The organism is Pseudomonas sp. NFX224, from assembly GCF_048565165.1.
Classification (GTDB): domain Bacteria; phylum Pseudomonadota; class Gammaproteobacteria; order Pseudomonadales; family Pseudomonadaceae; genus Aquipseudomonas.
In genome coordinates this window covers 845,843-872,482 of the sequence record NZ_CP183416.1, presented here as the reverse complement: position 1 = coordinate 872,482, position 26,640 = coordinate 845,843, and the positions used below count along the sequence as shown (strand labels likewise).

General features: G+C 58.3%; 25 protein-coding genes. 15 read left to right on the top strand and 10 right to left on the bottom strand.

Going from position 1 to position 26,640, the window contains the following annotated elements:
- Window positions 1-351: 351 nt before the first annotated feature.
- The 4 genes from ACNYC6_RS03815 to ACNYC6_RS03800 are packed head-to-tail and all read left to right on the top strand — an operon-like array spanning window position 352 to window position 6,396.
- Window positions 352-1,557 (top strand): HlyD family secretion protein, encoded by a 1,206-nt coding sequence (locus tag ACNYC6_RS03815; RefSeq protein ID WP_419711154.1) that lies wholly within the window; start codon window positions 352-354, stop codon window positions 1,555-1,557.
- Entirely contained in the window at window positions 1,554-2,795 is a 1,242-nt protein-coding gene (locus ACNYC6_RS03810; protein ID WP_419711153.1) for a hypothetical protein, read from the top strand. The genes ACNYC6_RS03815 and ACNYC6_RS03810 overlap by 4 nt, the downstream gene beginning before the upstream one ends.
- Window position 2,796: 1 nt before the next feature.
- Window positions 2,797-4,947: a glycosyltransferase family 2 protein gene (locus ACNYC6_RS03805; protein WP_419711152.1), complete on the top strand. Its 2,151-nt coding sequence runs from the start codon at window positions 2,797-2,799 to the stop codon at window positions 4,945-4,947.
- 9 nt (window positions 4,948-4,956) lie between these two features.
- Window positions 4,957-6,396: an efflux transporter outer membrane subunit gene (locus ACNYC6_RS03800; RefSeq protein WP_419711151.1), complete on the top strand. Its 1,440-nt coding sequence runs from the start codon at window positions 4,957-4,959 to the stop codon at window positions 6,394-6,396.
- 95 nt (window positions 6,397-6,491) lie between these two features.
- Here the strand turns inward: ACNYC6_RS03800 and ACNYC6_RS03795 are convergent, their stop codons facing one another.
- Complete coding sequence (locus ACNYC6_RS03795) at window positions 6,492-7,790, bottom strand: MFS transporter (RefSeq protein ID WP_419711150.1); 1,299 nt, start codon at window positions 7,788-7,790, stop codon at window positions 6,492-6,494.
- A 288-nt stretch (window positions 7,791-8,078) separates the two neighbouring features.
- Here ACNYC6_RS03795 and ACNYC6_RS03790 point away from each other — a divergent pair, with 288 nt between their 5' ends.
- Together ACNYC6_RS03790 and sthA are read left to right on the top strand one after the other, a co-directional pair.
- Window positions 8,079-9,065, top strand: a complete 987-nt coding sequence (locus ACNYC6_RS03790; protein WP_419712908.1) for an FAD:protein FMN transferase — start codon at window positions 8,079-8,081, stop codon at window positions 9,063-9,065.
- 207 nt (window positions 9,066-9,272) lie between these two features.
- Window positions 9,273-10,667: a Si-specific NAD(P)(+) transhydrogenase gene (gene sthA / locus ACNYC6_RS03785; RefSeq protein WP_053161582.1), complete on the top strand. Its 1,395-nt coding sequence runs from the start codon at window positions 9,273-9,275 to the stop codon at window positions 10,665-10,667.
- Window positions 10,668-10,709: 42 nt separating this feature from the next.
- On the opposite strand, the gene ACNYC6_RS03780 is transcribed toward sthA, so the two are convergent.
- Together ACNYC6_RS03780 and ACNYC6_RS03775 are read right to left on the bottom strand one after the other, a co-directional pair.
- Window positions 10,710-11,432, bottom strand: a complete 723-nt coding sequence (locus ACNYC6_RS03780) for a glycerophosphodiester phosphodiesterase (RefSeq protein WP_338585648.1) — start codon at window positions 11,430-11,432, stop codon at window positions 10,710-10,712.
- 14 nt (window positions 11,433-11,446) lie between these two features.
- Window positions 11,447-12,028: a PilZ domain-containing protein gene (locus tag ACNYC6_RS03775; RefSeq protein ID WP_419711149.1), complete on the bottom strand. Its 582-nt coding sequence runs from the start codon at window positions 12,026-12,028 to the stop codon at window positions 11,447-11,449.
- A 94-nt stretch (window positions 12,029-12,122) separates the two neighbouring features.
- On the opposite strand from ACNYC6_RS03775, the gene ACNYC6_RS03770 reads away from it, so the two are divergent.
- From ACNYC6_RS03770 to ACNYC6_RS03760, 3 genes are all read left to right on the top strand, one after another.
- Window positions 12,123-13,373, top strand: a complete 1,251-nt coding sequence (locus ACNYC6_RS03770; protein ID WP_419711148.1) for a lipoprotein-releasing ABC transporter permease subunit — start codon at window positions 12,123-12,125, stop codon at window positions 13,371-13,373.
- A 7-nt stretch (window positions 13,374-13,380) separates the two neighbouring features.
- A complete protein-coding gene (gene lolD, locus ACNYC6_RS03765; RefSeq protein WP_419711147.1) occupies window positions 13,381-14,064 on the top strand; it encodes a lipoprotein-releasing ABC transporter ATP-binding protein LolD in 684 nt (227 codons plus the stop codon).
- A gap of 66 nt (window positions 14,065-14,130) precedes the next feature.
- Window positions 14,131-15,375, top strand: coding sequence for a lipoprotein-releasing ABC transporter permease subunit (locus tag ACNYC6_RS03760; RefSeq protein ID WP_419711146.1), 1,245 nt, complete (start codon window positions 14,131-14,133; stop codon window positions 15,373-15,375).
- 80 nt (window positions 15,376-15,455) lie between these two features.
- Here ACNYC6_RS03760 and ACNYC6_RS03755 read toward each other — a convergent pair whose 3' ends face one another.
- From ACNYC6_RS03755 to ACNYC6_RS03745, 3 genes are all read right to left on the bottom strand, one after another.
- Complete coding sequence (locus ACNYC6_RS03755) at window positions 15,456-15,899, bottom strand: hypothetical protein (protein ID WP_419711145.1); 444 nt, start codon at window positions 15,897-15,899, stop codon at window positions 15,456-15,458.
- Window positions 15,900-16,031: 132 nt separating this feature from the next.
- Complete coding sequence (locus ACNYC6_RS03750) at window positions 16,032-17,381, bottom strand: heavy metal sensor histidine kinase (RefSeq protein ID WP_419711144.1); 1,350 nt, start codon at window positions 17,379-17,381, stop codon at window positions 16,032-16,034.
- Window positions 17,381-18,061 (bottom strand): heavy metal response regulator transcription factor, encoded by a 681-nt coding sequence (locus tag ACNYC6_RS03745; protein ID WP_419711143.1) that lies wholly within the window; start codon window positions 18,059-18,061, stop codon window positions 17,381-17,383. Before ACNYC6_RS03745 ends, ACNYC6_RS03750 begins: the two co-directional genes overlap by 1 nt.
- A gap of 155 nt (window positions 18,062-18,216) precedes the next feature.
- On the opposite strand from ACNYC6_RS03745, the gene ACNYC6_RS03740 reads away from it, so the two are divergent.
- Window positions 18,217-18,765 (top strand): cupredoxin domain-containing protein, encoded by a 549-nt coding sequence (locus ACNYC6_RS03740; protein WP_419711142.1) that lies wholly within the window; start codon window positions 18,217-18,219, stop codon window positions 18,763-18,765.
- A gap of 61 nt (window positions 18,766-18,826) precedes the next feature.
- A complete protein-coding gene (gene queF, locus ACNYC6_RS03735; RefSeq protein ID WP_419711141.1) occupies window positions 18,827-19,657 on the top strand; it encodes an NADPH-dependent 7-cyano-7-deazaguanine reductase QueF in 831 nt (276 codons plus the stop codon).
- 169 nt (window positions 19,658-19,826) lie between these two features.
- Here the strand turns inward: queF and ACNYC6_RS03730 are convergent, their stop codons facing one another.
- On the bottom strand, window positions 19,827-20,090 hold the full coding sequence (locus ACNYC6_RS03730; protein ID WP_419711140.1) for a DUF4404 family protein: 264 nt from the start codon (window positions 20,088-20,090) through the stop codon (window positions 19,827-19,829).
- A gap of 124 nt (window positions 20,091-20,214) precedes the next feature.
- Window positions 20,215-20,835, bottom strand: coding sequence for an HAD family phosphatase (locus ACNYC6_RS03725; RefSeq protein WP_419711139.1), 621 nt, complete (start codon window positions 20,833-20,835; stop codon window positions 20,215-20,217).
- 200 nt (window positions 20,836-21,035) lie between these two features.
- On the opposite strand from ACNYC6_RS03725, the gene ACNYC6_RS03720 reads away from it, so the two are divergent.
- The 3 genes from ACNYC6_RS03720 to rssC all read left to right on the top strand — a co-directional run bounded on the left by ACNYC6_RS03720 (window position 21,036) and on the right by rssC (window position 23,718).
- Window positions 21,036-21,725 (top strand): VacJ family lipoprotein, encoded by a 690-nt coding sequence (locus tag ACNYC6_RS03720; protein WP_419711138.1) that lies wholly within the window; start codon window positions 21,036-21,038, stop codon window positions 21,723-21,725.
- A 329-nt stretch (window positions 21,726-22,054) separates the two neighbouring features.
- A complete protein-coding gene (rssB, locus tag ACNYC6_RS03715; protein WP_419711137.1) occupies window positions 22,055-23,239 on the top strand; it encodes a two-component system response regulator RssB in 1,185 nt (394 codons plus the stop codon).
- Complete coding sequence (rssC, locus tag ACNYC6_RS03710) at window positions 23,236-23,718, top strand: anti-sigma factor antagonist RssC (RefSeq protein ID WP_095196979.1); 483 nt, start codon at window positions 23,236-23,238, stop codon at window positions 23,716-23,718. The genes rssB and rssC overlap by 4 nt, the downstream gene beginning before the upstream one ends.
- Window positions 23,719-23,791: 73 nt before the next feature.
- Here rssC and tal read toward each other — a convergent pair whose 3' ends face one another.
- Together tal and ACNYC6_RS03700 are read right to left on the bottom strand one after the other, a co-directional pair.
- The gene (gene tal / locus ACNYC6_RS03705) at window positions 23,792-24,718 is read right to left on the bottom strand and encodes a transaldolase (protein WP_419711136.1); all 927 of its coding nucleotides are present in this window, start codon (window positions 24,716-24,718) and stop codon (window positions 23,792-23,794) included.
- A 202-nt stretch (window positions 24,719-24,920) separates the two neighbouring features.
- Window positions 24,921-25,877 carry a glycosyl hydrolase family 5 gene (locus tag ACNYC6_RS03700; RefSeq protein WP_419711135.1) on the bottom strand — a complete coding sequence of 319 codons (957 nt, stop codon included), beginning with the start codon at window positions 25,875-25,877 and terminating at the stop codon, window positions 24,921-24,923.
- Window positions 25,878-26,171: 294 nt separating this feature from the next.
- Between ACNYC6_RS03700 and ACNYC6_RS03695 the strand changes: the two genes are divergently transcribed.
- Complete coding sequence (locus ACNYC6_RS03695; protein WP_419711134.1) at window positions 26,172-26,612, top strand: low molecular weight protein-tyrosine-phosphatase; 441 nt, start codon at window positions 26,172-26,174, stop codon at window positions 26,610-26,612.
- Window positions 26,613-26,640 lie beyond the last annotated feature (28 nt).

The window sequence follows — 26,640 nt, the reverse complement described above, 5'->3', positions numbered from 1 at the left end:
CTGAGTCGTTGTAATGGATCCAATTTTTGATGTGCTACATATTTGGCGCCATTTATTTGTATGAGCTGACTGCTTGACACTCCAACACACTGATTCTAGTGTCGCCACAGAACAAACTCGCTCTGCCACGAGCCTGGAATGCTCTGTCACCACTGCGCTGTACAGCAACTCTCCAAAAAGACGGGAATCCGATTCCTGCTCACATCACAATAAGTCCCAATAAAACTGTGTCGGCACAAGTTGTCGTCAAGTTAATCAATTTTTGTTTTGTTCGCCCTGCCAATAGTGTCTCGCGGTCACGGCTCGCTGTTGCCTGACTGTTAAGCGGTTGGTTTATCGGGAGAACCAAACATGGCAGAAGAACGATCGAAACTCTTGTCGTTGTTGCCACGCCTAGTGGGTTTGGGAGTTCTTGGGTTTGTCGTCTGGTTGCTGTTGTCGACTCTGCTCATGCCGTTGGTGTCGGCGTCGGCTACACGGGCCATTTTGAATGCGCCAGTGATACTGCTGACCACGCCGATTGATGGAGTTGTGAGCTCTTTGGCGGTCAAGCCCGGTGCGACGTTCAGTCAGGGCCAGAAAATCGCCGTGGTGGAAAACCCGCGGGCGAACCAGGAAACCTTACTGACTTTGCAAACCCGGCGCCTGACGCTTGAACAACAGCTCTCTTCGTCAGCGAGCCAGGCCGAGCACGACCTGCGCTATTACGAAGAGCTGGAGAAAACCAGTCAGCAATACCAGGCCGCGTTTCATACCCGCCAGCTGTTTACCCAAAAGGCCTTGAAAGCCGAAAGTAGCGCGGCGAGCGCGCGGTTGATGGATGCCCAGGAAACCGTCGAACGCAACCTCGAACTGTTCGTTCAGGGCGCGGTGAGTGGCGCGGTGGTCGCTTCGTCAAAAGCACAACTGGCCTCGTTGCAAGGTGCGGCAGAGTCGGTGCGTTCGCAATTGCGGATCAATGACGGCGATGTCAGTGCCGCGAACAAGCGGGTTTATCTTGACCCCGATCAACTGCGCATGTTTGACCTCAGCTCACAGATGATCACTTTGAAACTCAGTCTTGAGAATCAGGCGCGCAACCGGACCACTTATCAACAGGAGCTCGACAACCTCAATCAACTGATCGAAACCGAACAGAACCGGGTCAAGTTGATGGCCGGCTACGACGTGGTGGCTTTTTCACCGGGTACGGTTCAGGAGCTGCTGGCGCCACAAGGTACGCTGGTGCAGGCCGGGTCGACCCTGTTACGCGCCACCGATTGCGGGCAGAGCTATGTGGTTGCGGTGTTTCCCGAGCGCATGGCCAGCAAGATCGACCGCGACAGCGTGCTTACGGTGAAAATTCGCGGCCTGGATGAGCCGCTCAAGGCCCGCGTTGTGCAGTTGCTGTCCAGCACTTCGGACGTCCGTGCGAACACTTACAGCGTGCCGTTCCCTTACGCGGAACAGAACTCGGTGTATGTCGTCGGTACGTTTGCCGCGGACCTGACCGATAGCCAGCGCGCCATGACCTGCAATCCGGGGCTGTGGGCCAGTGCCGAGGTATCGCGGCCATGAACGGCGTGCGCAGGTTATTGGCCGTGTTGCTTATCGCCTTCGAGGTGCCCGCCATGGCAGCGCAAGCGAGGCCGCAATTGGCGGCGATGACCTGCGCCGCACTGGATCAAGCCGTCACAGCCCTTCCCGCGGGGCCGGTGCTGGTGGCCAGTTACCCGCCGCTGGATGGCCAGCCAGCACCGATCCTGGCATTGCGCGGCGTGGCGTTCACCTACGACAACGCGTTGGCCAGCATTGCCTTGTTTGCCTGCGGCAAAGCCGAGTCGGCACTCAGGATTGCCGACGCCTTGGCATTCGCCACGCGCCACGATCCGGAATATCAGGATGGACGGTTGCGCAACGCGTACGCCGCTGGCCCCGTAGGTGCGCCGTCGATGAAGTTGCCCGGATATTGGAGTACTGAACGCAACGCCTGGAATCAGGATGCCTATCAAGTCAGCAGTGCAACGGGCAATCAGGCTTGGGCGGCTTTGGCGCTGTTGGAGGCTTTTCGTCAGAGCGGCGTCGCGTCTTACCTTGAGGCCGCACGAAAAGTCCTGCGCTGGTCACAGCAAAAAACTTACGACGGACAATCGCCAGCAGGTTTCAGCGGTGGTTACTACGGATACTTTCCCAATCAGATTCAGCAGAACTGGAAGTCCACCGAGCACAACGTCGACCTTGCCGCCGCATGGTCGGCGCTCGACGCCGTGGCGCCGGATGCGGATTCGGCAAGGCAGGCGCAGATTGCCCGACAGTTTGTGTCGAGCCAGTGGGACGCGGGGGAAGGGCGCTTTCTGATCGGCACCGGCGCGGATGGCCAGACTTCGGATCGTGAACGTTCGGGGCTGGACGCGCAGATCTGGCCGTTGATCGCGCTGCACGATCCACCCAAGGACTGGCGGCGTGTCTTTGCCTTTATCGATCACGCTCACCGCGCCGGCGACGGTTACGGCTTTAACCGTGATCCCGATGGTTTGTGGACTGAGGGTACGGCTCAAGCGGCGGCAGTGGCGCGCTTGAGTGGCTTGAGTGAAAAGGCACAACCGCTCTGGCGTGTGTTGCTGGCTCAGCAGGCGGGCAATGGCTGGCTGTTCGCAACGCCGGCGCAGCGCATCAGCACGGGGCTGGCGATTGGCCCGGACTCGGTCACCAACGACTTCTTCTATTACCACCTGCCTCATTTGGGCGCCACGGCGTGGGCGGCGATTGCGGCCACGGGCGTCAATCCCTTTACCGGTTCTCAAGAGGTTGACTGACATGCAGGCACTGGACTCGCTGCAACTGCTGCAAATCAATTTCTGGACTCTGGCAGTGGTGATTCTCTTCACCTGCCTGACTCAACGGGATCAAGGGTGGGCGCGTGCGGGATTCGGTGCCGTTACGGCGTTGCTGCTGATCAACTACGCGGCGTGGCGGATTCGCGAGACCTTGCCCGACGGGCATTCAGGGTTTGCCACGGTCTGGGCCTATGCCTTTTTGTTTTTCGAAATGCTGGCGATTGGTTACACGCTGTTTTCCATCGTCGTGATGCTCTGCCGGACCGATCACCGAAAACGTGCCGATGCCGGCGAACGGCGCTTGCGTGAGCAGGGTGTAGCGGTACCGGCGGTGGATGTGTTCATCGCCACTTACAACGAAGGTCTGGAGATTCTCGAAAAAACCATTATTGCCGCCCAGGCGATCGACTATCCGAACTTCACCATTTGGGTGCTCGACGATACCCGGCGCGACTGGCTGCGCGATTACTGCGCCGAGATGGGGGTGCAATACGCGCGGCGCCCGGATAATTCGCACGCCAAGGCCGGCAACTTGAACAACGGATTGCGCCAGTCGGCGGCGGGCAGTAACGCGCCGTACATTCTGGTGCTCGACGCCGATTTCGCACCGCAACAACCGATCCTGATGCGCACGTTGGGCTTGTTCGAAGACCCCAGGGTCGGCCTGGTCCAGACGCCGCAGTTCTACTACAACCCCGATCCGATACAGCACAACCTCGGCACGTCGGCCTGCTGGGTCGATGAGCAGCGAGTGTTCTTCGATGTGTTCCAGCCCGCCAAGGACGGTTGGGATGCGGCGTTTTGTGTCGGTACATCCTTTGTGGTGCGGCGGGATTTGATCAACGAAATGGGTGGTTTCCCGACAGGTTCGGTCTGTGAGGATATCTACACCACCTACCGGTTGTTGCAAAAAGGCTATGTCACCCGTTGGTTGAATGAACGGCTGTCGATTGGATTGTCAGCCGAAGGCTTGACCGAATACATCAATCAGCGCGGGCGCTGGTGCCTGGGAACGATCCAGGTGGCATTGCTCAAGGACGGGCCGCTGCGCGGCAGCGGCTACACGTTGAACGACCGGCTGCATTATCTGCATGGTCTGATGCACTGGTTTTCCAAGCCATTCATTTTGATGATGCTGGTATCGCCGGTGTTGTATTGGTACTTCGGCATCGCCGGGTTCTACGCCAACCCGGTGGATTTCCTGGCGTTCGGCATGCCGGCGCTGATTGCGTTCTGGGGGTACGGCACTTGGGTTACGGACCGGCGTACGCTGCCGATATTCACCGAAGTGACGCAAATCGTCGCCTCGCTGGCCGTCACGGCAACCATCGCCAGTGCGATGATCCGACCGTTTGGCCGCCCCTTCAAAGTCACCGCCAAGGGCCTTGATCGTACGAAAACGATGGTCCACTGGAAGCTGTTCGGGTTCTTTTTCTCGTTGACCCTGTTTTCGCAGATCGGCGCTTACATCGCCATCAGCACGGCGGCCTCGTTCGACGGCAACATGATGTTCAACCTCTGCTGGACGGTGGTTGCGCTGGTCTACAACCTGGCGACCCTGGTGGCCTGCGTTGACCGGCCACGACTGCACGGTGAAGAGCGGTTCCCGTTCGACAAACCCACCGGTTTGCGCTTTGGTGGCAAGACCCTGGCGGGGCGGTTGGTGGACATCTCCCTCAGCGGTGCATCTCTGAGTTGTGCCTTTGCCTCTTCGATCAAGCCGGGGTTGTGCGCACAATTGTGGATCGACAAGCTCGGTTGGCTGGACGTGGAAGTCATGCGCAACCACGGTGACGACCGACTGGGCTTGAGGTTTGCCGACCTGGATGAAGGATTGCGGCGCAGCCTGATTGCGCGGCTATTCAGTGATGCGACGGTCAACGTCGTCAGCAAGGCCGAGCCGGCACAAGCCTTCGGCACCTTGCTGCAACGTTCCTTATTGGGTGAGAAACGCCTGGCGCCGCGTTCTCATCGGCCGGTCAACGTTGCGGCCAGCGTTTCGCCACTTCGATGGCGGCCGGTCATGGTGCGGTCGCACAAGCAACCGGTATCGCCCATCAGTGTCAGCCGCGCAGGCATGTGGACACTGCTGCTTTCTCCTTTGCGAGCTTTGCTCGGCCAACGCTTGTAGGTGCGCGCCATGAACAGTTGCTTACCCACTTCATGTTTCATGTCCCTGTTGCTACTCGGTGGTTGTTCGCTGGAGCCGACCTACGAGAAACCCGATGCGCCGATCGACCAGCAATGGCCGGCGAACACAAACGGAGAGTGTTGCAGCGGCAAGCAGGCGTTCGACAAGGACTGGCGTGGTTTTGTGGTCGACGACCGTCTGCGTCAGTTGATTGAACTGGCGCTGGTCAACAATCGCAGCCTGCGCCAGTTCGCCGCCAGTGTCGAAGAAGCCCGGGCCGGGTACGACAGTGCGCAATCGGGGCTTTTCCCCACGATTGGTATCGACACTTACGCCGGGCGCAGCAAGCTGCCACCGTTGGTGCGCACGCCGGGCGGCGGCGATACGGCCGGCAGCATCGCCAATACGTTTCAAGCCACGGGTGGCTTTACGTCCTACGAGCTGGATCTGTTCGGCCGCATCCGCAGTCAGCGGAATGCGGCGGGGGCGCGTTTCGAGGCGTCCGAGGCGGATTATCAAACGGCGCGGCTGGCGCTGATCGGCGAAGTCGCCAGTACCTGGCTTAGCCTCAAGGCCAATCAGCATTTGCTTGATCTCGCGCAGAATACCTACCAATCCCAGGACCGCTACGGCCAGCTGTTGCGCAAAAGTTATAGCCTCGGCTCCAGTGCGCGCATCGACGTTCATCAGGCGGACGCGCAGACCAACACGGCGGCGGTGCAGGTCAACACCTATCGGATGCAAGTGGCGCAGAACATGAACGCGCTACGGGTGTTGGTGGGGCAGCCGGTGCCGACGGGTTTGTTGCCCACCGGAGTGCTGGGTGAGCAATTGGCCACGCTGGATGTGCCGGCGGGTCTGCCGTCGAATCTGGTCGAGCGTCGCCCCGACATCATGTCTGCCGAAGCTCAACTGCGAGCGGCCAATGCGGACATTGGTGCGGCACGCAGTGCGTACTTTCCGACCTTTTCCCTGACTTCGGCGCTGGGCAGTCTCACGGGAGATTTTTCCCGGTTACTTTCCGGGCCGGCCGAGTTCTGGTCGGTGGCGCTAGCAGGTTCTTTGCCGCTGATCGACGGGGGGGCGCGCAGGGCGCAGGTCGATGCCAGTCATGCGCGCTTCGATGGGCGTACAGCCGCCTATGAAGCCACGGTGCAAAATGCTTTTCGTGAAGCGGCCGATGCCCTGAATGCGCGAGAGGAAATGCTCACCCAAGTGGCGTTCCAGAAAAAACTGGTGGGGGATTATCAGGAAGCCTATCGGCAATCGCGTTTACGTTTCGAGTCGGGGCTGGACAGCTACTTTTCCACCATGGATGCCCAACGTTCATTGTTTGATGCACAGCAGAAATGGGCTCAACTGGAGCTGGCGCGTGAGATCAATCAGGTGACGTTGTACAAGGCGCTGGGGGGCGGGTGGAGTCAATCGCTGAAGATGGCGGATCGATAAAGTTTCGGTGTATTTGAGGGCCCTGGCGGGCATGCCCGCGCCCACAGGGGCATGTCAAACCCTGTGGGAGCGAGCCCGCTCGCGAAGGCGATCTGTCAGGCGCCGCGAACGACTGCCGCTTCTGCGGTCCGCAGTTCATGCTTGTTGCCCCGGAATAACACCAGCGTTGCAATCAACCCCAGCACCGCCGCCGCACTCAACCAGATCCCCGGTGCCGCTTTGTTGTCCAGCACATGGATCAGATAAGTACACGCCGCCGGTGTGAAACCGCCGAAGGTCGCCGTCGCCAGGCTGTAGGCCAGAGAGAAGCCGGTTGTACGAACTTCCACCGGCATAATTTCGGTCAGGGCCACGACCATCGCGCCGTTGTACGAGCCATACAGGAACGACAGCCATAGCTCGACGATCAGCAGATGGTTGAAGCTCGGGTTCGCCACCAGCCATGACAGCGCTGGATAAGCCGTGAGGATCGCCAGAATCGTCGCCGCCAGCAGCAGGGGCTTGCGTCCGATTTTGTCGGACACCGTACCCATGACCGGCAGCCAAAAGAAGTTCGAGAGGCCGATGCATACGGTCACCAGCAACGCATCCATGTCCGACAAATGCAGTTCGGCCTTGCCGAACGTCGGGGTGTAGGCAGTGATCAGGTAGAACGACACCGTGGTCATCACCACCAGCGCCATCCCGGCGATGACGATGCCGAAATTCTGGCTGATGGAACGAATGATGTCCTGCAGGGTGGGGCGGTGTTTGCGCGCCTGAAACTCGGGAGTTTCCTCCAGCGAGCGACGGATCACGAAGATCACCGGCACGATCATGCAGCCGATCAGGAAGGGTACGCGCCAGCCCCAGTCACCCATTTGCTCCGGGCTCAGCCAATGGTTCAAGCCAACCCCCAGTAGCCCGGCAAAAACCACGGCCGCCTGTTGGCTGGCGGATTGCCAGCTGACGAAAAAGCCTTTGCGGCCCGGCGTGGAGATTTCCGCCAGATAAACAGACACGCCTCCCAGTTCCACGCCAGCCGAGAAACCTTGCAGCAGCCGACCGAACAGGACGATTAGCGGCGCTGCGACGCCGAGCGTGGCGTAACCGGGTACGCAGGCAATCAGCACCGTACCGGCAGCCATCAAGGCCAGGGTGATGATCAACCCTTTACGGCGGCCATGACGGTCGATGTAAGCACCGAGGAAAATCGCTCCCAGCGGGCGCATCAGGAAGCCGGCCCCAAAGGTAGCCAGTGAGAGCATCAGGGAAGCGAAAGCGCTATCGGCAGGGAAGAAAGTTTTGGCGATGGCCGTGGCGTAAAAACCGTAGACCATGAAGTCGAACATCTCGAGAAAGTTACCGCTGACAACGCGAAAAATCGCTTTGCCTTTGCCCGTATTAGAGGACATTTGAACGTACTCGCTTTTAGCTGTCTTGTCGGAAATCCCTGATTTAGACGCGTCCCTCTGTGTTGCTTGGGCGTCAGGCAACCTTTGCAACAGTTTGTAACAATATGTGTAGAGGGATAGATAGGCAACAACTAGTTAGCTTGCTGCTTAAACGTTTTTGCCATTTCACCGCATGAAAAGCTTTCTCAAGAGAATGAGGGAGTCTGCGGGCATAATGACCAGGCCTGATATTGGGTTGAGGGTAATCTTCAGGGGGTGGTTTTGAATTGGTGGACGGTGGCACTCACGATGTTGTTGGGTATGTTGTCCGGCTGCGGCAACGACAGTGCCATGGCAAATTTAGGCGGCCCGACGATGGGCAGCACTTGGTCGATCAAGTACGTGCGCCAGGCGGGTGCTCCTGCTCCGGCGGAAGTCCAGGATGAAGTCGAAAAGATCCTGGCTGAAGTCGACCAGCAAATGTCGACTTACCGAAGTGACTCCGACATCGAACGTTTCAACCAATTGCCCGCCAACCGTTGTCAGAAAATGCCCGCGTCGATCCTCGAATTGATCCGCGTTGGCGAGCAGTTGTCAGAGCAAAGCGAAGGCTCCTACGATTTGACGGTGGAGCCGCTACTCAATCTCTGGGGCTTCGGCCCTCAGGCCCGAGAAGAAAAAGTGCCGACGGCCGAAGCGCTAGCCGAGGTGCGCCAGCGCGTCGGTCATGGACACTTGCGCATCAACGGTGACCAGTTGTGCAAGGACGCTGCGGTCGAGGTCGATTTCAACAGCATTGCTGCCGGCTATGCGGTGGACACGATCGTCGCGAAGCTCGATGCGCTCGGGATTCACAATTTTCTTGTCGAAGTGACCGGCGAACTCAAGGCGTCCGGCAAGAAACTCGACGGCTCATCGTGGCGCATCGCCCTGGAAGAACCTCGTGATGATCAACAAGTGGCCGAGCGCATCGTCGCCATCGACGGTTACGGGCTCTCCACGTCTGGCGATTACCGCAATTATTTCGAGCAGGGCGGCCAGCGTTTTTCCCACACATTGGATGCCCGCTCCGGTGCGCCGGTCTCACACACGCTGGCGTCCGTCACGGTGATTCATCCTTCTGCGTTGATGGCCGATGGCTTATCGACGTTGTTGTTGATTCTCGGCCCTGAGCGGGGTTGGGACTACGCAGAAAAACACGATATCGGCGCATTTTTTGTGATTCGTGCCGATACAGGTTTCGTCACACGCAGCAGTCACGATTTTGCACGTATCAGTGGCGGAAAAACCGAGTGATTGCGGCGATTCAAGCATTGAAAACTGGCGTTGTAGTGCAGGCAAAAGTAGCCTACGACGCGACCAAGGGTTAATGTGCGCGGCGTTGACGCTTCTATAGACTGTGTCCGGGTTCTGCACTGGCCCCAAATTGTTCCTTCACGCCACAGATTGGCGTGATTTAGCCGCAGGCGCCGATGGCGCCACGGCCTGTTCTGAGGAGTACGCATGGCTGTCTACAACTACGACGTGGTGGTGTTGGGTTCCGGCCCGGCGGGAGAAGGCGCGGCAATGAACGCCGCGAAGGCAGGGCGCAAGGTGGCGATGGTCGATAGCCGTCGCCAGGTCGGCGGCAACTGCACTCACTTGGGCACCATCCCGTCCAAGGCACTGCGTCACTCGGTCCGGCAGATCATGCAGTTCAACACCAACCCGATGTTCCGGGCCATTGGTGAGCCGCGCTGGTTCTCGTTCCCGGACGTGTTGAAAAGCGCTGAAAAAGTCATCTCCAAACAAGTCGCTTCGCGTACCGGCTACTACGCCCGTAACCGCGTCGACGTGTTCTTCGGCACCGGCAGTTTCGCCGATGAGCAAACCATCGAAGTGGTCTGCGCCAACGGCGTAGTCGAAAAACTGGTGGCCAAACACATCATCATCGCCACCGGTTCGCGCCCGTATCGCCCGGCGGACATCGATTTCCACCACCCGCGTATCTACGATAGCGACACCATCCTCAGCCTCGGCCACACCCCGCGCAAACTCATCGTTTACGGCGCCGGCGTGATCGGTTGCGAATACGCCTCGATCTTCAGCGGTCTGGGTGTGCTGGTTGAGTTGGTGGACAACCGTGGTCAGTTGCTGAGCTTCCTCGACTCGGAAATTTCCCAGGCACTGAGTTATCACTTCAGCAACAACAACATCACGGTTCGCCACAACGAAGACTACGACCGCGTCGAAGGCGTGGACAACGGCGTGATCCTGCACCTCAAGTCCGGCAAGAAGATCAAGGCGGACGCCTTGCTCTGGTGCAACGGCCGAACCGGTAACACTGATCAGTTGGGTCTGGAAAACATCGGCGTGAAGGTCAATGGCCGCGGCCAGATCGAAGTCGACGAAAACTATCGCACCGGCATCCAGAACATTTATGGCGCCGGTGACGTGATCGGCTGGCCAAGCCTGGCCAGTGCCGCCCACGACCAGGGCCGCTCGGCTGCGGGCAGCATCGTCGATAATGGCAGCTGGCGTTTCGTGAATGACGTGCCGACCGGCATCTACACCATTCCGGAGATCAGCTCGATCGGCAAGAACGAGCAGGAACTGACCCAGGCCAAAGTGCCGTACGAAGTGGGCAAGGCGTTCTTCAAGAGCATGGCGCGTGCGCAGATCGCCGGCGAGCCGCAAGGCATGCTGAAGATTCTGTTCCACCGTGAAACCCTGGAAGTGCTGGGCGTTCACTGCTTCGGTTATCAGGCGTCGGAGATCGTGCACATCGGTCAGGCGATCATGAACCAGCCGGGTGAGCTCAACACCTTGAAGTACTTTGTCAACACCACATTCAACTACCCGACCATGGCCGAAGCCTATCGGGTAGCGGCTTACGACGGCCTCAACCGGCTTTTTTGAGCGGCTCCGGCCGGTGGCCTGAGCCGGCCGGGGAGACCGATTTCAGCAATTCTCGAGCGTGGCAGTGGCCAAACCGGGAAAGTCTGTAATCAGGCTGTCAACGCCGAAGTCGGCGAGTCTGCGCATCAGCGCGGGCTCGTTGACTGTCCATACCGACACATGCAGCCCCTGTCGCTGCGCCTTCTGCAGGCGTTCCGGCGTACACAGTGTCCAGTTCAGCGCCAGAATCTCACAGCCATAACTTGCCGCGACCTTCAAAGGGTCGAGCCAGGCGTACTCGGCCACCAGTCCGCGAGATACGTCCGGCACCAGATCCAGCGCCGCTTTCAGCACTTCCCGGGAACTGGAGGTGATCGTCACCTTGTCCAGCAGGCCATGACGTTGCGCCATTTCGCGGATCGCCAGTACCGTGGTTGCAGCGCGGGTGCGTGAGGCGCTTTTGACTTCCAATTGCCAGTGATCGAAGTCGCACTTTTCGAACAGTTCTTCCAGCGTCGGAATCGGGCAGGGTTTGATCCAGCCCGGGCCGCCTTTGCGCGCGTCGTAGGTCACCAGCTCCGCCGCCGTGTGCTCGACGACCTTGCCGCGCCGGTCGGTCGTGCGCTTGAGTGTCGGGTCGTGAATGACCATCAGCTCGCCATCCATGGACAGGTGCAAGTCCAGTTCGCAACGGCGTACGCCGTGCTTGAGACATTCCTGAAAACTGGTCAGGGTATTTTCCGGTGCTTCGCCCTTGGCGCCGCGGTGGCCGTAGATGAGGGTCACGGTTCTTCCTTAAATTAATTGCCGGATTCGAGTTGTTCGCGGGCCAGACGTCGTTCCTGGGCCTGCTTCTGCAAGATATGGCGGGCGAGCAGCTGTCGCTGGGCGTCGGTCAGGTGTTCGAACTCGGTGCCGACGTCGTAGCCATCGCCCTTGCGGTCGCAGTGGGTGACGCGGGCGCGCAGCAACAGGCCCAGGGCTTGCGGCATCAGCACCAGTTTGACCGACAGGCGCGCACCGGCGGCGATGGGCGTTGGGTGCTGAAAGTCGATGCCGCCTTCGGAAATGATCACAGGCTGCGGTTCGCCAATCTGCCCCAGCACCGTCAGAGCGACGACCTGGCTCAGCAAATCGATGCGCTTGTTCTGGGACTTGAGGAATGCAGCCGTCGTGCGGTCGCGTTCGCTGATCTGGCGCAACAGATGCTGCGACTCGAATTCGCTCAGGTGCAATTCGCTGAGCAGGTTGAAGAGTGGGGAAGCATCCTGCAACACTTCCTGGCCTGCGGCTTCGGGAGCGGACAGGGGCCGAATTTCCAGTGCGATCGTGTCCTCGATACGGTAGTATTCGCGGCGATCTTCTTCATCTAATGTCGACATGGCGAACCCATGGTAGCGGCGGTGGTCTGAGTGTAAAGCTGGTTATCGACCCCCGCCACAAGGACGTTCCTTTTCCCTCCGAACAAGCCCCGACATGTTCAGACCTCTCTTCGTTTTTATCGGCACGCGTTATACCCGTGCAAAGCGTCGCAATCATTTTGTGTCATTCATTTCCCTGACTTCGATGATCGGGCTCGCCCTTGGCGTGGTCGTGATGATTGTCGTGCTGTCGGTCATGAACGGCTTCGATCATGAGATGCGTACCCGCGTGCTGGGCATGGTGCCCCACGCGACCATCGAATCCGGCGAGCCGATCAGCGATTGGCAAAGCCTGGCCACCAAGGTCAAGCAGAACCCGCAGGTGACGGCCGTGGCGCCGTTCACGCAAATGCAGGGGTTGTTGACCAATAACGGCAAAGTCTCGAAAGTCCTGCTCAATGCCATCGACCCGGCGCTGGAACGCCAGGTGTCGATCATTGATCACTTCATGCAGCAGGGCAAACTTGACGATCTGGCTCCGGGTGAGTTCGGCATCGTCATCGGCGACAAGGCGGCGACCAAGCTCGGTGCGGCGGTCGGCGACAAGCTGACCTTCGTGGCGCCGGAAGTCACCGTAACCCCGGCCGGGATGTTCCCGCGCATGAAACGCTTCACCGTGGTCGGCATCTTCCATGTCGGGGCCGGCGAGATCGACGGCTATCTGGGTATCACCAATCTTCAGGACCTGGCGCGGTTGCATCGCTGGAAACCGGATCAGGTCCAGGGTATCCGCCTGAAGTTCGACGATCTGTTCCAGGCTCCACGCACCGCGTGGAGCATTGCTCGTGAACTCGGCGAAGATCATTACTACGCCCGCGACTGGACCCGCACCCACGGCAACCTGTATCAGGCGATCCGCATGGAAAAAGCCATGATCGGCCTGCTGTTGCTGCTGATCGTCGCCGTCGCCGCCTTCAACATCATTTCCACGCTGGTGATGGTGGTGAATGACAAGAAGAGCGATATCGCGATCCTGCGCACCCTCGGCGCCACGCCGGGCACGATCATGCGCACGTTCATGGTGCAAGGCACGGTCATTGGCGTGGTCGGAACAGCGATCGGCGCAGTAGTCGGGATCTTCGCCGCATTGAACGTCAGCGCTGCGATCTCGGCACTCGAAGGCCTGATCGGGCACAAATTCCTCAACGCCGACGTGTACTTCATCGATTACCTGCCGTCGCAAGTGCAGAGCCAGGACGTCGTGATGGTCTGCTCTGCGGCGTTGGTCCTGAGTTTCCTCGCCACCCTGTATCCAGCCTGGCGTGCTGCGCGCACCCAGCCTGCGGAGGCGCTACGTTATGAGTGAGTCGGGCATGACTGATAAAGCAATCTTGAGCTGCCGCAACCTGGGCAAATCCTACGAGGAAGGTCCTGAGTCGGTAGAAGTTCTGGCCGGTCTGCAACTGGAACTGCGCCCGGGTGAGCGCGTGGCGATCATCGGTAAATCGGGTTCGGGCAAAAGTACCTTGCTCAATTTGCTCGGCGGTCTCGATACGCCGACCCAGGGCAGTGTCTGGCTCGACGGCGAAGAGCTCTCGGCGCTGAGCGAGAAGAAGCGTGGTTTGCTGCGTAACCGCGCCCTCGGCTTCGTGTACCAGTTCCACCACTTGCTGCCCGAGTTCACTGCCCTGGAAAACGTCTGCATGCCGCTGTTGATCGGCAAGACCGCGATCCCGGAAGCGCGCAAGCGTGCCACGGCGTTGCTGGAGCGGGTAGGGCTGGGCCATCGCCTTGAGCACAAGCCGGCGGAGCTGTCCGGTGGCGAACGCCAGCGCGTGGCCATCGCCCGTGCCCTGGTGAACAATCCAGGCCTGGTGATGCTCGACGAGCCGACCGGCAACCTCGATTCTCACACCGCCGAAGGCATTCAGGACTTGATGCTGGAGCTCAGCACCTCGATGCGCACGGCGTTCCTGGTGGTGACCCACGACATGAACCTCGCCCGCCAGATGGACCGCGTCCTGCACTTGCAGGAAGGTTGCCTGACTCCCATCTGACGGATTGAAACCCGACGCGACTGAAAGGCGCGTCGGGTCTTTTATTTTTATACGGTGCCCCAGCGAATGTTCAGACCGTTATCGATCTTTATCGGCACGCGCTATACCCGCGCCAAGCGCCGCAATCGCTTTGTTTCCTTCATCTCGATGACCTCGATGATCGGCCTCGCCCTGGGCGTGCTGGCGATGATCGTGGTGCTGTCGGTGATGAATGGCTTCCAGCGTGAAATGAGCTCGCGCATCCTCGGCATGGTGCCGCACGCGACCATCGTCGGCGTTAACCCGATTGATGATTGGCAACCCGTTGCAGCCGCCGCCATGAAAAACCCGGAGGTCACCGCCGCCGTGCCGTTCACCGAGATGGAAGGCATGCTGTCCTACAAGGGCACGATGCAACCGATCCAGGTCAGCGGCGTCGATCCGGCGCTGGAAGGCCAGGTATCGATCGTGGCCAAACATATCGTCCAGGGGCGTCTGGATGCCTTGAAACCGGGCGAGTTTGGTGTGGTGATCGGCGAAATCACGGCGCGCCGTTTCCGCTTGAACGTCGGCGACAAGATCACCCTGATCGTGCCGGAAGTCAGCAATGCACCGGGCGGCATTACCCCGCGCATGCAGCGCTTGAACGTGGTTGGCGTGTTCAAGGTCGGCGCCGAACTCGACGGTTCAATGGCGCTGATCCACGTTGCCGACGCCGCGCAGATGCAGCACTGGGAGCCGAATCAGGTGCAGAGCGTGCGCCTGGCGGTGAAGGATCTGTACGCCGCGCCGCAAGTGTCGAGCACCATCGCCACCGGGCTGGGCGCCGCTTACAAGGCTGACGACTGGACCCACACCCAAGGCAGCCTGTTCAGTGCGATGAAAATGGAAAAAACCATGATCGGCCTGTTGTTGCTGATGATCGTCGCGGTGGCGGCGTTCAACATCATCGCGACCTTGATCATGGTGGTGAACGACAAGGGCGCGGACATCGCGATCCTGCGCACCATCGGTGCCACACCGCGACAGATCATGGCGATCTTCATGGTTCAGGGCACTGTGATCGGCATCGTCGGCACCTTGATTGGTGGCGTGCTTGGCGTTATTGCCGCGCTGAACGTCAGTCAGATCGTGGGCTGGATCGAGCGGGTCAGCGGGCAGCACATCTTCAGTTCAGATGTGTATTTCGTCAGCAACCTGCCGTCTGAATTGCAGGGTGGGGACGTCGCGTTGATCTGCACGGCGGGGTTTGTCTTGAGCTTTTTGGCCACTGTTTACCCGGCCTGGCGTGCGGCGAAGATCGAACCGGCTCACGCGTTGCGGTACTCGTAAGGATTACCAGTGCGAGCTCCGCTCCGGCTGGGGAACGTAAACCCGGCAGGAGCGGAGTTTTCCGCAATAGTGTTACTCGATCAGATTGCTGTTGGCCACTCGCTAAAATAAACATCCATGTTGGCAACACCCTCAAATGATTCGTTGTCGTTTTTAAGCGTGAACGAACATGTCGCTTTAAAGCGTTTACGCGTTTGATCCAGTTCCAGTGTCAATGAACCGTTTATGGTGCCGAACGCGGTCCACTGACCTTCCTTTCTTTCTTGATAGATCAGGCTTTTTATCATCGGGCCAGGAATCCTGTGGGTGCCACTACGAATGTTTGGATTCAAGCCGAAATAAAACAACTGGGCATACGGGGGCGAAAACTTGTTTTGCGAAGCGGTCAGTATCAACTCGCCACCAGCCATGATCGAGATACGAGGGCTGTCGTCTGCGAAAGCTCCTCGGTTGCCAAGTTTTGCGTTAAAGCTACTGGCGAGCATTGTCGAAGCTGCCGGTGTTGCGATTGTTTTTTCTTCCATGATTTTGTTCTCGCAATAGTATTGGTTAACTCTTGGTGAAGAGTGAAATGACTATATAGCGAGGATGATTTAATAAGGCGATTGCTTGTTGAGTAGTTTGTAATGAACTATGTGGGTGGTTGTGCGAAGGAACTACGCACGCTTGTTGAACTGAATTATGAATGAAGTCGATTGTTGGGCGGATGTGCAGGAAATTTCACCGCCGTGCGCTTGGACAATTGACCGGGTAATTGCCAAGCCCAATCCTGCGTGCTCACTGTCGCCTTTTCGCCGCGCTGGATCCGCACGATAGAACCGATCGAACAAGCGTGGAAGCAGGGTATCGGGAATACGATCACCGGTGTTTTCAAAACGTAGAATCGAACGGTCAGCCGAGTCGACGATAACTACTCGGATATGGCCGCCTGAGGGTGTAAAACGTAGCGCATTGTCCAGCAGGTTGGAGAATGCCCTGCGCAGCATATTGCGATCCCCCTTCAGGAGGGCGCTTCCTTCGCGACTTAAAGCGATCTGAGCGTCTTCGGCCAGCGGCGTAAAAAAATCCAGCAGGGAATCGACTTCGTCGGCCAGTTCCAACGGTTCGCACTGGGGCATCAGCAGCCCATGATCTGCCTTGGCCAGATACAACATGTCGTTGACCAGTTGTGCCATCCATTGCAGCTCTTCGAGATTACTGTGCAGCGCTTCGCGATAGTCCTCGAGGGCGCGCGGGCGGGTGAGGGTGACCTGGGTGTGAGTCAACAGGTTCGACAGTGGTGTGCGCAGTTCATGGGCAATGTCGGCGGAGAACGCCGACAGCCGCTGAAAGGCGTCGTCGAGGCGGCCAAGCATGGCATTGAAGTGATGGGCCATTTGCGCCAGTTCCGGCGGCATGTTGGCTTCGGGCAAGCGTGCGTTGAGCGATTGTGCCGAAACACCCCTGGCGACCGCACTCATGCGCCGCAACGGCCGCAAGGCGCTACGTGCGGCCCAGGCGCCGAGTAGCGCAGTGGCCAGTGCCGATAAACCCACCGTCAGCCAGATCAGGTGCTGCATGCGTTGCAGGAAATGCTGGTGGTGGGTGATGTCCAGCAACAGAGTCAATTGCGGTGAGTCGGGCTTGTCGGTGAACAGTGGCGCATTCAGGACCCGGTAATCGGTGCCGTTATTGTTGATTGTCGACAGCCCCGGTTGGTGCGGAAGTTTGTCGGGCAGGCTCGCCGAACTGTCGTACCAGCGCTTGCCATCGCTTCCGGTGATGCGCAGCGACAGGTCGGCCTGCCGGCTCAACTCATCGGCCAGTTTGACTTCGCTGTCACTCGATTGAATGTCGTGCAGTGCGCGGCGCAAGCCAATCAGCTTGCCATCCAGCAATTGCTGATCGAGCTCGATGAAGTGTGTCTCGCTGGCGCGGCTGAACAACACCCCGGCAAACAATGACACCACGGCAGTGCACGCCGCAAACAGTAGCGCCAGGCGACTGCTCAAGGACAATCGGCGCATCAGGCAGGGCGCTCTTCAAGCACGTAACCCATGCCGCGCACGGTGTGGATCAGCTTGTTGGGGAAGTCATCGTCGATCTTCAGGCGCAATCGGCGAATCGCGACTTCGATGACATTGGTGTCACTGTCGAAGTTCATGTCCCAGACCTGGGAGGCGATCAACGATTTGGGCAGGACCTCGCCCTGGCGGCGCAGAAGCATTTCCAGCAGGGCAAACTCCTTGGCTGTCAGGTCGATGCGCTGGCCGCCGCGTTCCACCCGGCGACGGATCAGGTCCAGGCGCAGATCGGCGAGTTGCAGGCTGGTGTCCTGGGTTGCGCTGCTGCCACGGCGCAACAGGCTGCGCACCCGGGCCAGCAATTCGGAGAATGCGAAAGGCTTGACCAGATAGTCGTCGGCACCGAGTTCGAGGCCGTGAACCCGATCCGCCACAGCGTCGCGTGCGGTGAGAAATAGTACCGGTGTGTCCAGACCTGCGCTGCGCACCGCTTGCAGAATCTGCCAGCCATCGCGACCGGGTAGCATCACATCGAGAATCAGCAGCGCGTACTCACCGCTCAACGCCATTTGCTGGCCAGTGCTGCCATCGGCCACCAGTTCGGTGTTGAAACCGGCCTCGGCCAGGCCCTGGCGCAGGTAGTGACCGGTTTTCGGTTGGTCTTCGACGATCAGCAGTTTCATGGGTAACTCAGGCTAAATGGAACGAACGCTTTATACCGCGGGCGACGGTGGTGCAGGTCAACCTGACAAAGTTGTAATCTGGCTGTCAGGTTACGGGCAGCGGTGGAAGTTTAGAGTTTTCCACAGGTTGAACCTTATTTTGTTGGAGTACGACGATGTTTCTGCGCAAATCTGTGCTGCTGGTCACCTGTGTGCTGGCATTGAGTTCGCCGGTATGGGCGTCACCGGCGCATACGTATGATTTCGGTCAGCCGGCCCCGGCGGCCAAGGCGAGCCGTAGCATTGAAGTGGTGATGGGCGACATGACCTTCACGCCCAAGGCCATCGACATCAAGGCTGGGGAAACCGTGCGCTTCGTGCTGGTGAATAATGGTCAGTTGCTGCACGAATTCAACCTCGGTGATGCGGCGATGCACGCTAAACATCAACAGGAAATGTTGCAGATGCAGCAAAGCGGCATGCTGACGCCTACAGGCGTGAAGGAAATGGACCACGGCAGCATGGCCGGTATGGATCACGGTGCCATGGGGCACCACATGAAGAATGGCATGAAGCACGACGACCCCAACAGCGTGCTGGTGGAACCGGGCAAAACCGCCGAACTGACCTGGACCTTCAGCAAGGCCACCAACCTGGAATTTGCGTGCAACATTCCCGGCCATTATCAGGCCGGCATGGTCGGCAAATTGACTGTCAGTCAGTAAGCACTCAAAGGCGGGAACAAAGGCTGATAGAATCCGCTGATTCTTCAGTCAGGTTTCCGCCATGCATCCCGCAGCCGAACACTCGCCGCTGGGCAAATCCAGCGAATACATCGCCACTTACACGCCGTCCCTGCTGTTCCCGATTCCGCGCACCGCGAAGTGGGCCGAGCTGGGCCTGACGGCGCAAACCCTGCCGTACAAGGGTGTGGATTACTGGAACTGCTTCGAACTGTCGTGGCTGTTGCCGTCGGGCAAACCGGTGGTGGCGATCGGCGAATTCAGCATTTCGGCGGATTCGCCGAACATCATCGAGTCGAAGTCGTTCAAGTTGTACCTCAATTCCCTGAACCAGACGTCCTTTGCCGATACCGCCACTCTGGAAGCGACGCTGGTCAACGACCTGTCCGCCGCTGCCGGAAAAACGGTCGGCGTGCGCGTGCGCAGCCTGAAAGAGGTCGAGGCCGAAGGCGTCGTTGCGTTGCCGGGTGTGTGCATCGATGAGCTGGATATCAGCGTCAGCAACTACGAGCATCCGCGTCCGGAATTGCTCCGTCGCGATGATTCGCGCATTGTCGAAGAGAGCGTGCACAGCCACTTGCTCAAGTCCAATTGCCCGGTCACCAGTCAGCCGGACTGGGGCAGTGTGGTGGTGGAGTACCGCGGCGCGGCGCTGGATCACGCCAGTCTGCTGGAGTACATCGTCAGCTTCCGCCAGCACTCGGACTTCCATGAGCAGTGTGTGGAGCGGATTTTCCTCGATCTGCAACGGTTGCTGAAACCGGAGAAACTGACGGTGTATGCGCGCTATGTGCGACGTGGCGGGTTGGATATCAATCCGTATCGCAGCACGGAAGAAGTGCAACTGCCGAACCATCGTCTAGTCCGCCAGTAACGAAATCCTGTAGGAGTGAGCCTGCTCGCGATAGCGGTATGTCAGTCACCATTGATGTCGACTGGCACGCCGTCATCGCGAGCAGGCTCGCTCACAGTAGATTGCATTTCAGGCCGCAGGCATTAAAAAGCCCCGCTATCGCTAGCGGGGCTTTTTGCGTTTGGCGGGTTTAGATCCCCATATTGCCCAAGGCTTGCCCGATGTTGCGCAGGGTTGCGGCCAGTGTGGGGTGTTCGAGTTCGAAGCGTTCAACGGCCAGGTTAACGCCATCGGCGAGGCTGGCGTCCTGGGTCTTGGTTTCGAGCTCAAGCTTGAGTTCGATCTGTTGCATCAGTTCATGCAGGTTTTCGCGCTCGGATTCGGACAGTGGAGGATTCTGTTCCAATTGCTCGCGCAGGGCATTGAGCTGTTCTTGCAGTTCGCGGGCAGGCATGGCGTTCTTCCTTCTCTCGATTGGCACTGGCATAGACCGCAGCGTCAGGCCAAAGGTCTATGGCTGACCTTTAGATTAATCCACTCCCGCGTAACCTGCATGCTTCATAGGTGTGAGGCTGCGTTCAGGGCTTTTCGCCCTTGAGCCGACGCAGGCTGATATCCGCCAGGCAGGTGTCGAGATCCCCAAGGTGATCGATCACCGAATGCACGCCGAGGCCAAACAATTGCATCGTTGCCTTGCCGCGCTTGATGTCCCGTTCCTGCGGCGACAATGCCTGCCATTGCGTGGGCGAAAGTCCGCAAAGCGAGCCGCAGGATGCCAGTCCGATGGTCCACAGGCCGGCATTGAGCCCTGATTGCAGCAGGCGCGGTTCGCCACTGACCAGCACGCAACCATCGAGTCGTTCGACGTTCAGTTCCATCAGTGCCTGCCAGCACGCATTGGGTGCCGGCCAAGGATTGATTGTTGCAAGGTGTTGCGACGGTTTGACCCATTCCGGCAGGGCAATAGCCAGGGAGTGGCTGAGGGCAGGGGGCAGTTCATCTAGCCAGGCGCAAGGTATTTGCTGATGCTGCAAGCTACGCAGGCTGTCGAGCGCGCCGGGGGTGGCCTCGGCGTGCTCGGCCAAATGGCCGTCGTTCAGACGTGTGTGCGCGCCGAAATCCACCAGGCAACCACTGAGGCCGAACAGTACGGCGGTCAGGTTCGGCGCAGTTTGAGGCTTGGTTTCGGCGTGCGGCATGTCAACGTCCCTGAAATAGCCTCAAGGCTAAGGACTGTCGGTGACAGTTTAGTGACATGGATGTGAATCGCTCACAATCGACATCAATGATCTGCAGGCGCCCGGCTGCGATGCTGCCTAAAGTGGCGTTTCCGTCTTATACTAGCGGTCTTTGCGTCGAGCCCAGCGCCCGGCAACGGTACAGTCCAAGGAGTTTTTCTATGCGCTGGAGCAATCATCTAGCTCAGTTTTGTGTGTGCGCCAGTGCGATGCTGGTTCCGTTCGTTGCCCAGGCAGCGTCGGAAGATGACCCTTGGGAAAGCATCAACCGCCCGATCTATGAATTCAACGACGTTATCGACACCTATGCACTGAAGCCGTTGGCCCAGGGCTACCAATTCGTGACGCCGCAGTTCCTTGAAGACGGCATCCATAACATGTTCCGTAACGTCGGCGACGTGACCAACCTCGCCAACAATATCCTGCAGGCCAAACCGGCAGCGGCGGGTGTCGACACGGCACGCTTGATCTTCAACACCACTTTCGGTCTGCTGGGCTTCTTCGATGTCGGCACCAAGATGGGCTTGCAACGCAACGACGAAGACTTCGGCCAGACGCTCGGTTACTGGGGTGTCGGCAGTGGTCCGTACGTGATGCTGCCGCTGCTGGGGCCAAGCACAGTGCGTGATGCGCCTTCGAAATTGGTCGACAGCTATACCGGCCCGTATCGCTATATCAACGATGTGCCAGTGCGTAACTCGGTTTTCGGCCTGAACATTGTCGATACCCGGGCAAACCTGCTGTCCTCCGAGAAATTGATCACTGGCGACAAGTACACCTTCATCCGTAATGCGTACTTGCAGAACCGTGAATTCAAGGTGAAAGACGGCCAGGTTGAAGACGATTTCTGATTTCTACCGGTAAAAAAGAAGGCGGCCATTGTGCCGCCTTCTGCATTTTTCGACCGCGAAGGACCTTACTTTGAGTTTCGGTTTTGACTGTTCTTATAACTCCCGGTGATTTGACACAGATGGATGTCAAGCGACCATCGGCGTGAGCTTGAAACGCCTCGCGGATGGGAGTACCGTCTGCGCCTTAGAAGGGCACCTCTGGTGAACCTGTGTGTAGGGCAAGTGCCCGATGACAGTGCGACAGAGAGGCTAGAAAGCGAATCCAGTAGTGTGAGCCGGGCCAAAACCCCAGCCGCTACGCCAACCTAATTCTGGCGCCGTTTGCCCACATGCCAAAAACCAGTGCCACGCTGCTGATAATCGATGATGACGAAGTAGTGCGCGCGAGCCTCGCCGCCTATTTGGAAGACAGTGGTTTCAGCGTCTTGCAGGCCAGCAATGGTCAGCAGGGTCTTCAGGTATTCGAGCAAGACAAGCCCGACTTGGTCATCTGCGATCTGCGCATGCCGCAGATGGGCGGACTCGAACTCATACGCCAGGTCACCGAACTGTCACCGCAAACCCCTGTGATCGTGGTGTCGGGTGCCGGCGTGATGAACGACGCGGTTGAGGCATTGCGCCTGGGCGCGGCGGATTACCTGATCAAGCCTCTCGAAGATCTGGCTGTGCTTGAGCACTCTGTGCGTCGGGCCCTGGATCGCGCGCGCCTGCTGCTGGAAAACCAGCGTTACCGCGAGAAGCTGGAAAAGGCCAACCGCGAGCTCGCCGCCAGCCTGAACCTGCTCCAGGAAGACCAGAACGCCGGTCGCCAGGTGCAGATGAACATGCTGCCGGTCAGCCCATGGGCCATCGACGAGTTCAAGTTTGCTCACCAAATCATCCCGTCGCTGTACCTCTCGGGTGATTTTGTCGACTACTTCCGGGTCGATGAACGTCGTGTTGCGTTCTATCTGGCGGACGTTTCCGGGCATGGCGCCTCTTCAGCCTTCGTCACCGTGCTGCTGAAGTTCATGACCACGCGCTTGCTGTTCGAGTCCAAGCGCAGTGGCACTCTGCCGGAATTCAAGCCTTCAGAGGTTCTTGGTCATATCAACCGGGGCCTGATCAGTTGTAAGCTGGGTAAACACGTCACAATGGTCGGTGGAGTCATCGACGAGGAGACAGGTTTGTTGACCTATAGCATCGGTGGTCATTTGCCGTTGCCTGTGTTGTACACACCCGACAGTGTTCGATATCTGGAAGGGCGTGGCTTGCCGGTGGGCCTCTTCAATGAAGCCACCTACGAAGACCACGTGCTGGAGCTGCCACCGACGTTCAGCCTGACGCTGATGTCTGATGGCATTCTGGATCTTTTGCCAGAACCCACACTCAAAGAAAAAGAAGCGGCATTGCCCCAACGGGTCAAGGCAGCGGGCGGCAGCCTGGATGGTCTGCGGCAGGTTTTTGGATTGGCCACGCTAGGGGAGATGCCGGATGATATCGCCCTGTTGGTGTTGAGCAGGAATCTTCAATGAGTACCGGTAGAATCCAGTTCGCCGAGCAGGATGGCACCTTCGTCCTGAAATTCGTCGGTGAAGTACGCCTGACCCTGTGTTCGGCGTTGGATGCGACTATTGAGAAAATCTTCACCGCGATGAATTTCAACGCGATCGTGATTGATTTGACCGAAACCCGCAGCATCGACAGCACCACCCTTGGTCTGCTGGCCAAACTGTCGATCCTGTCGCGGCAGAAAGTCGGCTTGTTGCCGACTGTCGTCACCACCCACGAAGACATTACCCGTCTGTTGCAATCCATGGGCTTCGAACAGGTCTTCAACATCGTTGACAAGCCTGTGCCATGCCCGGAATGCCTGGACGACCTGCCAGACCAGGACCAGTCCGAAGAAGTGGTGCGGATCAAGGTGCTTGAAGCGCACAAGATCCTCATGGGCCTGAACGACTCCAATCGTGAAGCGTTCCATGATCTGGTGAATGCGCTGGAACGGCACTGACACCATAAGCAAGCGCGCATAAAAAAGGGCGAACCTGTGAGGGTTCGCCCTTTTTGCGTTTGCCTGTCGGCCGTTACAGCTTGGCCTGCAACAACGCTTCCAGCTTCTCCTGGTCGCGAGCGAACTGGCGAATACCTTCAGCCAGTTTCTCGGTCGCCATGGCGTCCTCGTTGGACAACCAGCGGAACTGCGATTCATTGAGGTTCAAACGTGCTTCACCGGCATGACCTGGCGCCAGTTTGCGCTCCAGTTTGCCGGTATCCGCCGCCAGCTTGTCGATCAGGTCCGGGCTGATGGTCAAGCGGTCGCAACCGGCCAGTTGTTCGATCTGGCTCAGGTTGCGGAAGCTGGCGCCCATGACCACTGTTTTGTAGTCGTTGGCCTTGTAGTAGTTGTAGATGCGCGTCACCGATTGCACACCCGGATCGTCCGCGCCGGTGTATTCGTTGCCGGTGGCTTTCTTGTGCCAGTCATAGATGCGGCCCACGAACGGCGAAATCAGGAACACTCCGGCGTCAGCGCAAGCAGCAGCCTGAGCGAAGGAGAACAGCAGGGTCAGGTTGGTCTGGATGCCTTCCTTCTCCAGAATCTCGGCCGCGCGGATGCCTTCCCAGGTGGAGGCGATCTTGATCAGTACGCGGTCGCGGCCAATACCGGCCTTTTCGTACAGCTCGATCAGACGATGCGCACGCTTGAGCATGGCATCGGTGTCAAACGACAGGCGCGCATCCACTTCGGTGGAGATACGGCCCGGAATCACTTTCAGAATCTCCTGACCCACAGCAACGCCAAAACGGTCACTGGCCAGGCCCACATCGCCCTTGCAGTCGCTGACGCTAGCGTTGAGCAACTCGGCATAAGCGGGAATGGCCGCAGCTTTGAGCAGCAGGGAAGGGTTGGTGGTTGCGTCTACCGGTTTAACGCGAGCGATCGCTTCGAAGTCGCCGGTGTCGGCAACCACGGTGGTCATTTGTTTGAGTTGTTCCAGCTTGGAAGTCATGGGCGTGCTCTGTCCTATGGGTCTGATGACATTACCCGAGCGCTGACAGCCACTCAAGGGCGTGTACCTGTATCGATGGCCCCGATGTTAACAACCTGAAAACGGTTGTTTGAATGATGGGGCGCACTACCGATGAATACGATGCCAAAACAGCTCACAGGTTCAAAGCAACCGACCTGCGAACAGGTCGGTTGTGCAGCACCTACTGTGCATTCAATTGGGTTTCGGCGGACATTCTTGCCGGTTTCGGTTCGCCGTCGGCAGTCAGCAAGCCGAAATTCTTCTCTCGGTCGTTGCTGCCCGAATCACTGTTTTTCCATTCGTAGATGGAGGTCAGCGGAATGTTGAGCTTTTTCATCTCGGCGATGAAGGCCGCGATTTTTCTCGCTTGCCCGTCGACGCCACCGTTGGAACCGAGTGCCGATATGCCCCATTCACTGATAACGCCCGGCAGATGGAAGTTCTGCTGAATAAAGGCCTGGGCATTGCTGATCTGCGTGCTCGTCATGCCATAGGGGTGATAGGAAATGGCATTCAGGCATTTGGGGTATTCGCTGACGATGCGGCTCAGCGCCACGGTTGATGCAGAGCCTGCGGTCGGCGGCCTGGCGAAGCCAAAGCCAACCCGTGGCGTCGACGACGGTGCCTGCAGCGACTTGCACATGGCGCTCATGAACGGCACGAAGGTCGTGTCGAAGTTACGCGTCGGCCAATAGGTTTCAAGATCGGGTTCGTTCCAGATTTCAATCGCAACGAGCTGCGCGCTGTATGACTTTTCCAACCCGGTGACGGCATTGGCAAATGATTCGCCCGCCGTGGTCAGTTCACGGGTGTCGCCAGGCGAGGATGTCAAAGGCTTGATCGCCCGCACGGTCAGCAGGACCGGCAAACCCGCAGATTTGGCTGCCGCAAAGGCATTGCTGACCTGTTTCTGATACGCCGCCGCGCTCAGGCTGTCGCTCCATACGCCGAAGCGGACAAAACTGAAGCCTGCCGTTTTGATCTGTGCGGCATCGGCAGCGGAAAAGTTCTGGATCTTGACCTGCACACCCACAGTTTTGGCAGGCAGTTCAGGGAACAGGTCACTGGCGTGAACCTGAATTGTGCTGAGCGCCATCAATGCCACGGCGCCAAGTTTTTTGAGATGTGCTGACTTCATGCCTGCTCTCCTGATGAGGCGTGACAACTGCGAATAGATATCTCTTTACTCATATTTCGATGATGGCGAAGACATGAAGTGCACAAATGTTATTTTTTGTCGGAAAACCTTCAGCCGAAAATCACAGTTATTTTTAGTCCGGTAATTGTGGTTGGGTGACTTTTAAACGCTGTGGTACTTAATGCTCCAAGTACTAACAGGGCGAATCTATTTCTGAGTGCAGGAAGATTGTGAGGGTTCATTAAAACCCTCTCGGCATGTTGGCTGTTTGACATTACACGGGAAAGTAAAACCTTGTTCAGAAAGATCCTTGTCGTCTGCGTGGGCAATATCTGCCGAAGTCCGACAGCAGAGCTTTTGCTGCGTAACGCGCTGGCCACTTCAGCGATCACGGTGGCCTCCGCAGGCCTGTCCGCAAGGGTTGGCGAGTCCATGGAAGCGTCGGCCCGGCAGATTCTCGAAGACGGCGGGCACAGCGCAGAAGCCTTCAAGGCGCGGCAGTTGACACCGGACATCGTTAATAAATCGGACCTGATTCTGGTCATGGAAAAAGAGCACGTTAAACAAGTGCTGAAGATTGCCTCGCACGCGCGGGGCAAAGTGTTTCTGCTCGGAAAGTGGCAGAGCGAGCGAGAAATACAAGACCCTTATCGTCAAGGCAAGGCCGCTTTTATTCATGCCCATGCATTGATTGAAGATGCTGTTAGCTCATGGGCGCAACGCCTCGCGCGTTGATAAATATTCTTCAGATCAATGAATGGTA

Coding starts and splice junctions, on each gene's coding strand:
- ACNYC6_RS03700 (WP_419711135.1), bottom strand. CDS start 25,877: ATGAAGTCAGCACATCTCAAAAAACTTGGCGCCGTGGCATTGATGGCG.
- ACNYC6_RS03815 (WP_419711154.1), top strand. CDS start 352: ATGGCAGAAGAACGATCGAAACTCTTGTCGTTGTTGCCACGCCTAGTG.
- ACNYC6_RS03795 (WP_419711150.1), bottom strand. CDS start 7,790: ATGTCCTCTAATACGGGCAAAGGCAAAGCGATTTTTCGCGTTGTCAGC.
- ACNYC6_RS03775 (WP_419711149.1), bottom strand. CDS start 12,028: ATGTCGACATTAGATGAAGAAGATCGCCGCGAATACTACCGTATCGAG.
- ACNYC6_RS03760 (WP_419711146.1), top strand. CDS start 14,131: ATGTTCAGACCGTTATCGATCTTTATCGGCACGCGCTATACCCGCGCC.
- ACNYC6_RS03730 (WP_419711140.1), bottom strand. CDS start 20,090: ATGCCTGCCCGCGAACTGCAAGAACAGCTCAATGCCCTGCGCGAGCAA.
- ACNYC6_RS03790 (WP_419712908.1), top strand. CDS start 8,079: ATGTTGTTGGGTATGTTGTCCGGCTGCGGCAACGACAGTGCCATGGCA.
- tal (WP_419711136.1), bottom strand. CDS start 24,718: ATGACTTCCAAGCTGGAACAACTCAAACAAATGACCACCGTGGTTGCC.
- ACNYC6_RS03720 (WP_419711138.1), top strand. CDS start 21,036: ATGCGCTGGAGCAATCATCTAGCTCAGTTTTGTGTGTGCGCCAGTGCG.
- ACNYC6_RS03770 (WP_419711148.1), top strand. CDS start 12,123: ATGTTCAGACCTCTCTTCGTTTTTATCGGCACGCGTTATACCCGTGCA.
- ACNYC6_RS03725 (WP_419711139.1), bottom strand. CDS start 20,835: ATGCCGCACGCCGAAACCAAGCCTCAAACTGCGCCGAACCTGACCGCC.
- ACNYC6_RS03755 (WP_419711145.1), bottom strand. CDS start 15,899: ATGGAAGAAAAAACAATCGCAACACCGGCAGCTTCGACAATGCTCGCC.
- ACNYC6_RS03800 (WP_419711151.1), top strand. CDS start 4,957: ATGAACAGTTGCTTACCCACTTCATGTTTCATGTCCCTGTTGCTACTC.
- sthA (WP_053161582.1), top strand. CDS start 9,273: ATGGCTGTCTACAACTACGACGTGGTGGTGTTGGGTTCCGGCCCGGCG.
- ACNYC6_RS03750 (WP_419711144.1), bottom strand. CDS start 17,381: ATGCGCCGATTGTCCTTGAGCAGTCGCCTGGCGCTACTGTTTGCGGCG.
- rssC (WP_095196979.1), top strand. CDS start 23,236: ATGAGTACCGGTAGAATCCAGTTCGCCGAGCAGGATGGCACCTTCGTC.
- lolD (WP_419711147.1), top strand. CDS start 13,381: ATGACTGATAAAGCAATCTTGAGCTGCCGCAACCTGGGCAAATCCTAC.
- ACNYC6_RS03810 (WP_419711153.1), top strand. CDS start 1,554: ATGAACGGCGTGCGCAGGTTATTGGCCGTGTTGCTTATCGCCTTCGAG.
- queF (WP_419711141.1), top strand. CDS start 18,827: ATGCATCCCGCAGCCGAACACTCGCCGCTGGGCAAATCCAGCGAATAC.
- ACNYC6_RS03805 (WP_419711152.1), top strand. CDS start 2,797: ATGCAGGCACTGGACTCGCTGCAACTGCTGCAAATCAATTTCTGGACT.
- ACNYC6_RS03745 (WP_419711143.1), bottom strand. CDS start 18,061: ATGAAACTGCTGATCGTCGAAGACCAACCGAAAACCGGTCACTACCTG.
- ACNYC6_RS03740 (WP_419711142.1), top strand. CDS start 18,217: ATGTTTCTGCGCAAATCTGTGCTGCTGGTCACCTGTGTGCTGGCATTG.
- rssB (WP_419711137.1), top strand. CDS start 22,055: ATGCCAAAAACCAGTGCCACGCTGCTGATAATCGATGATGACGAAGTA.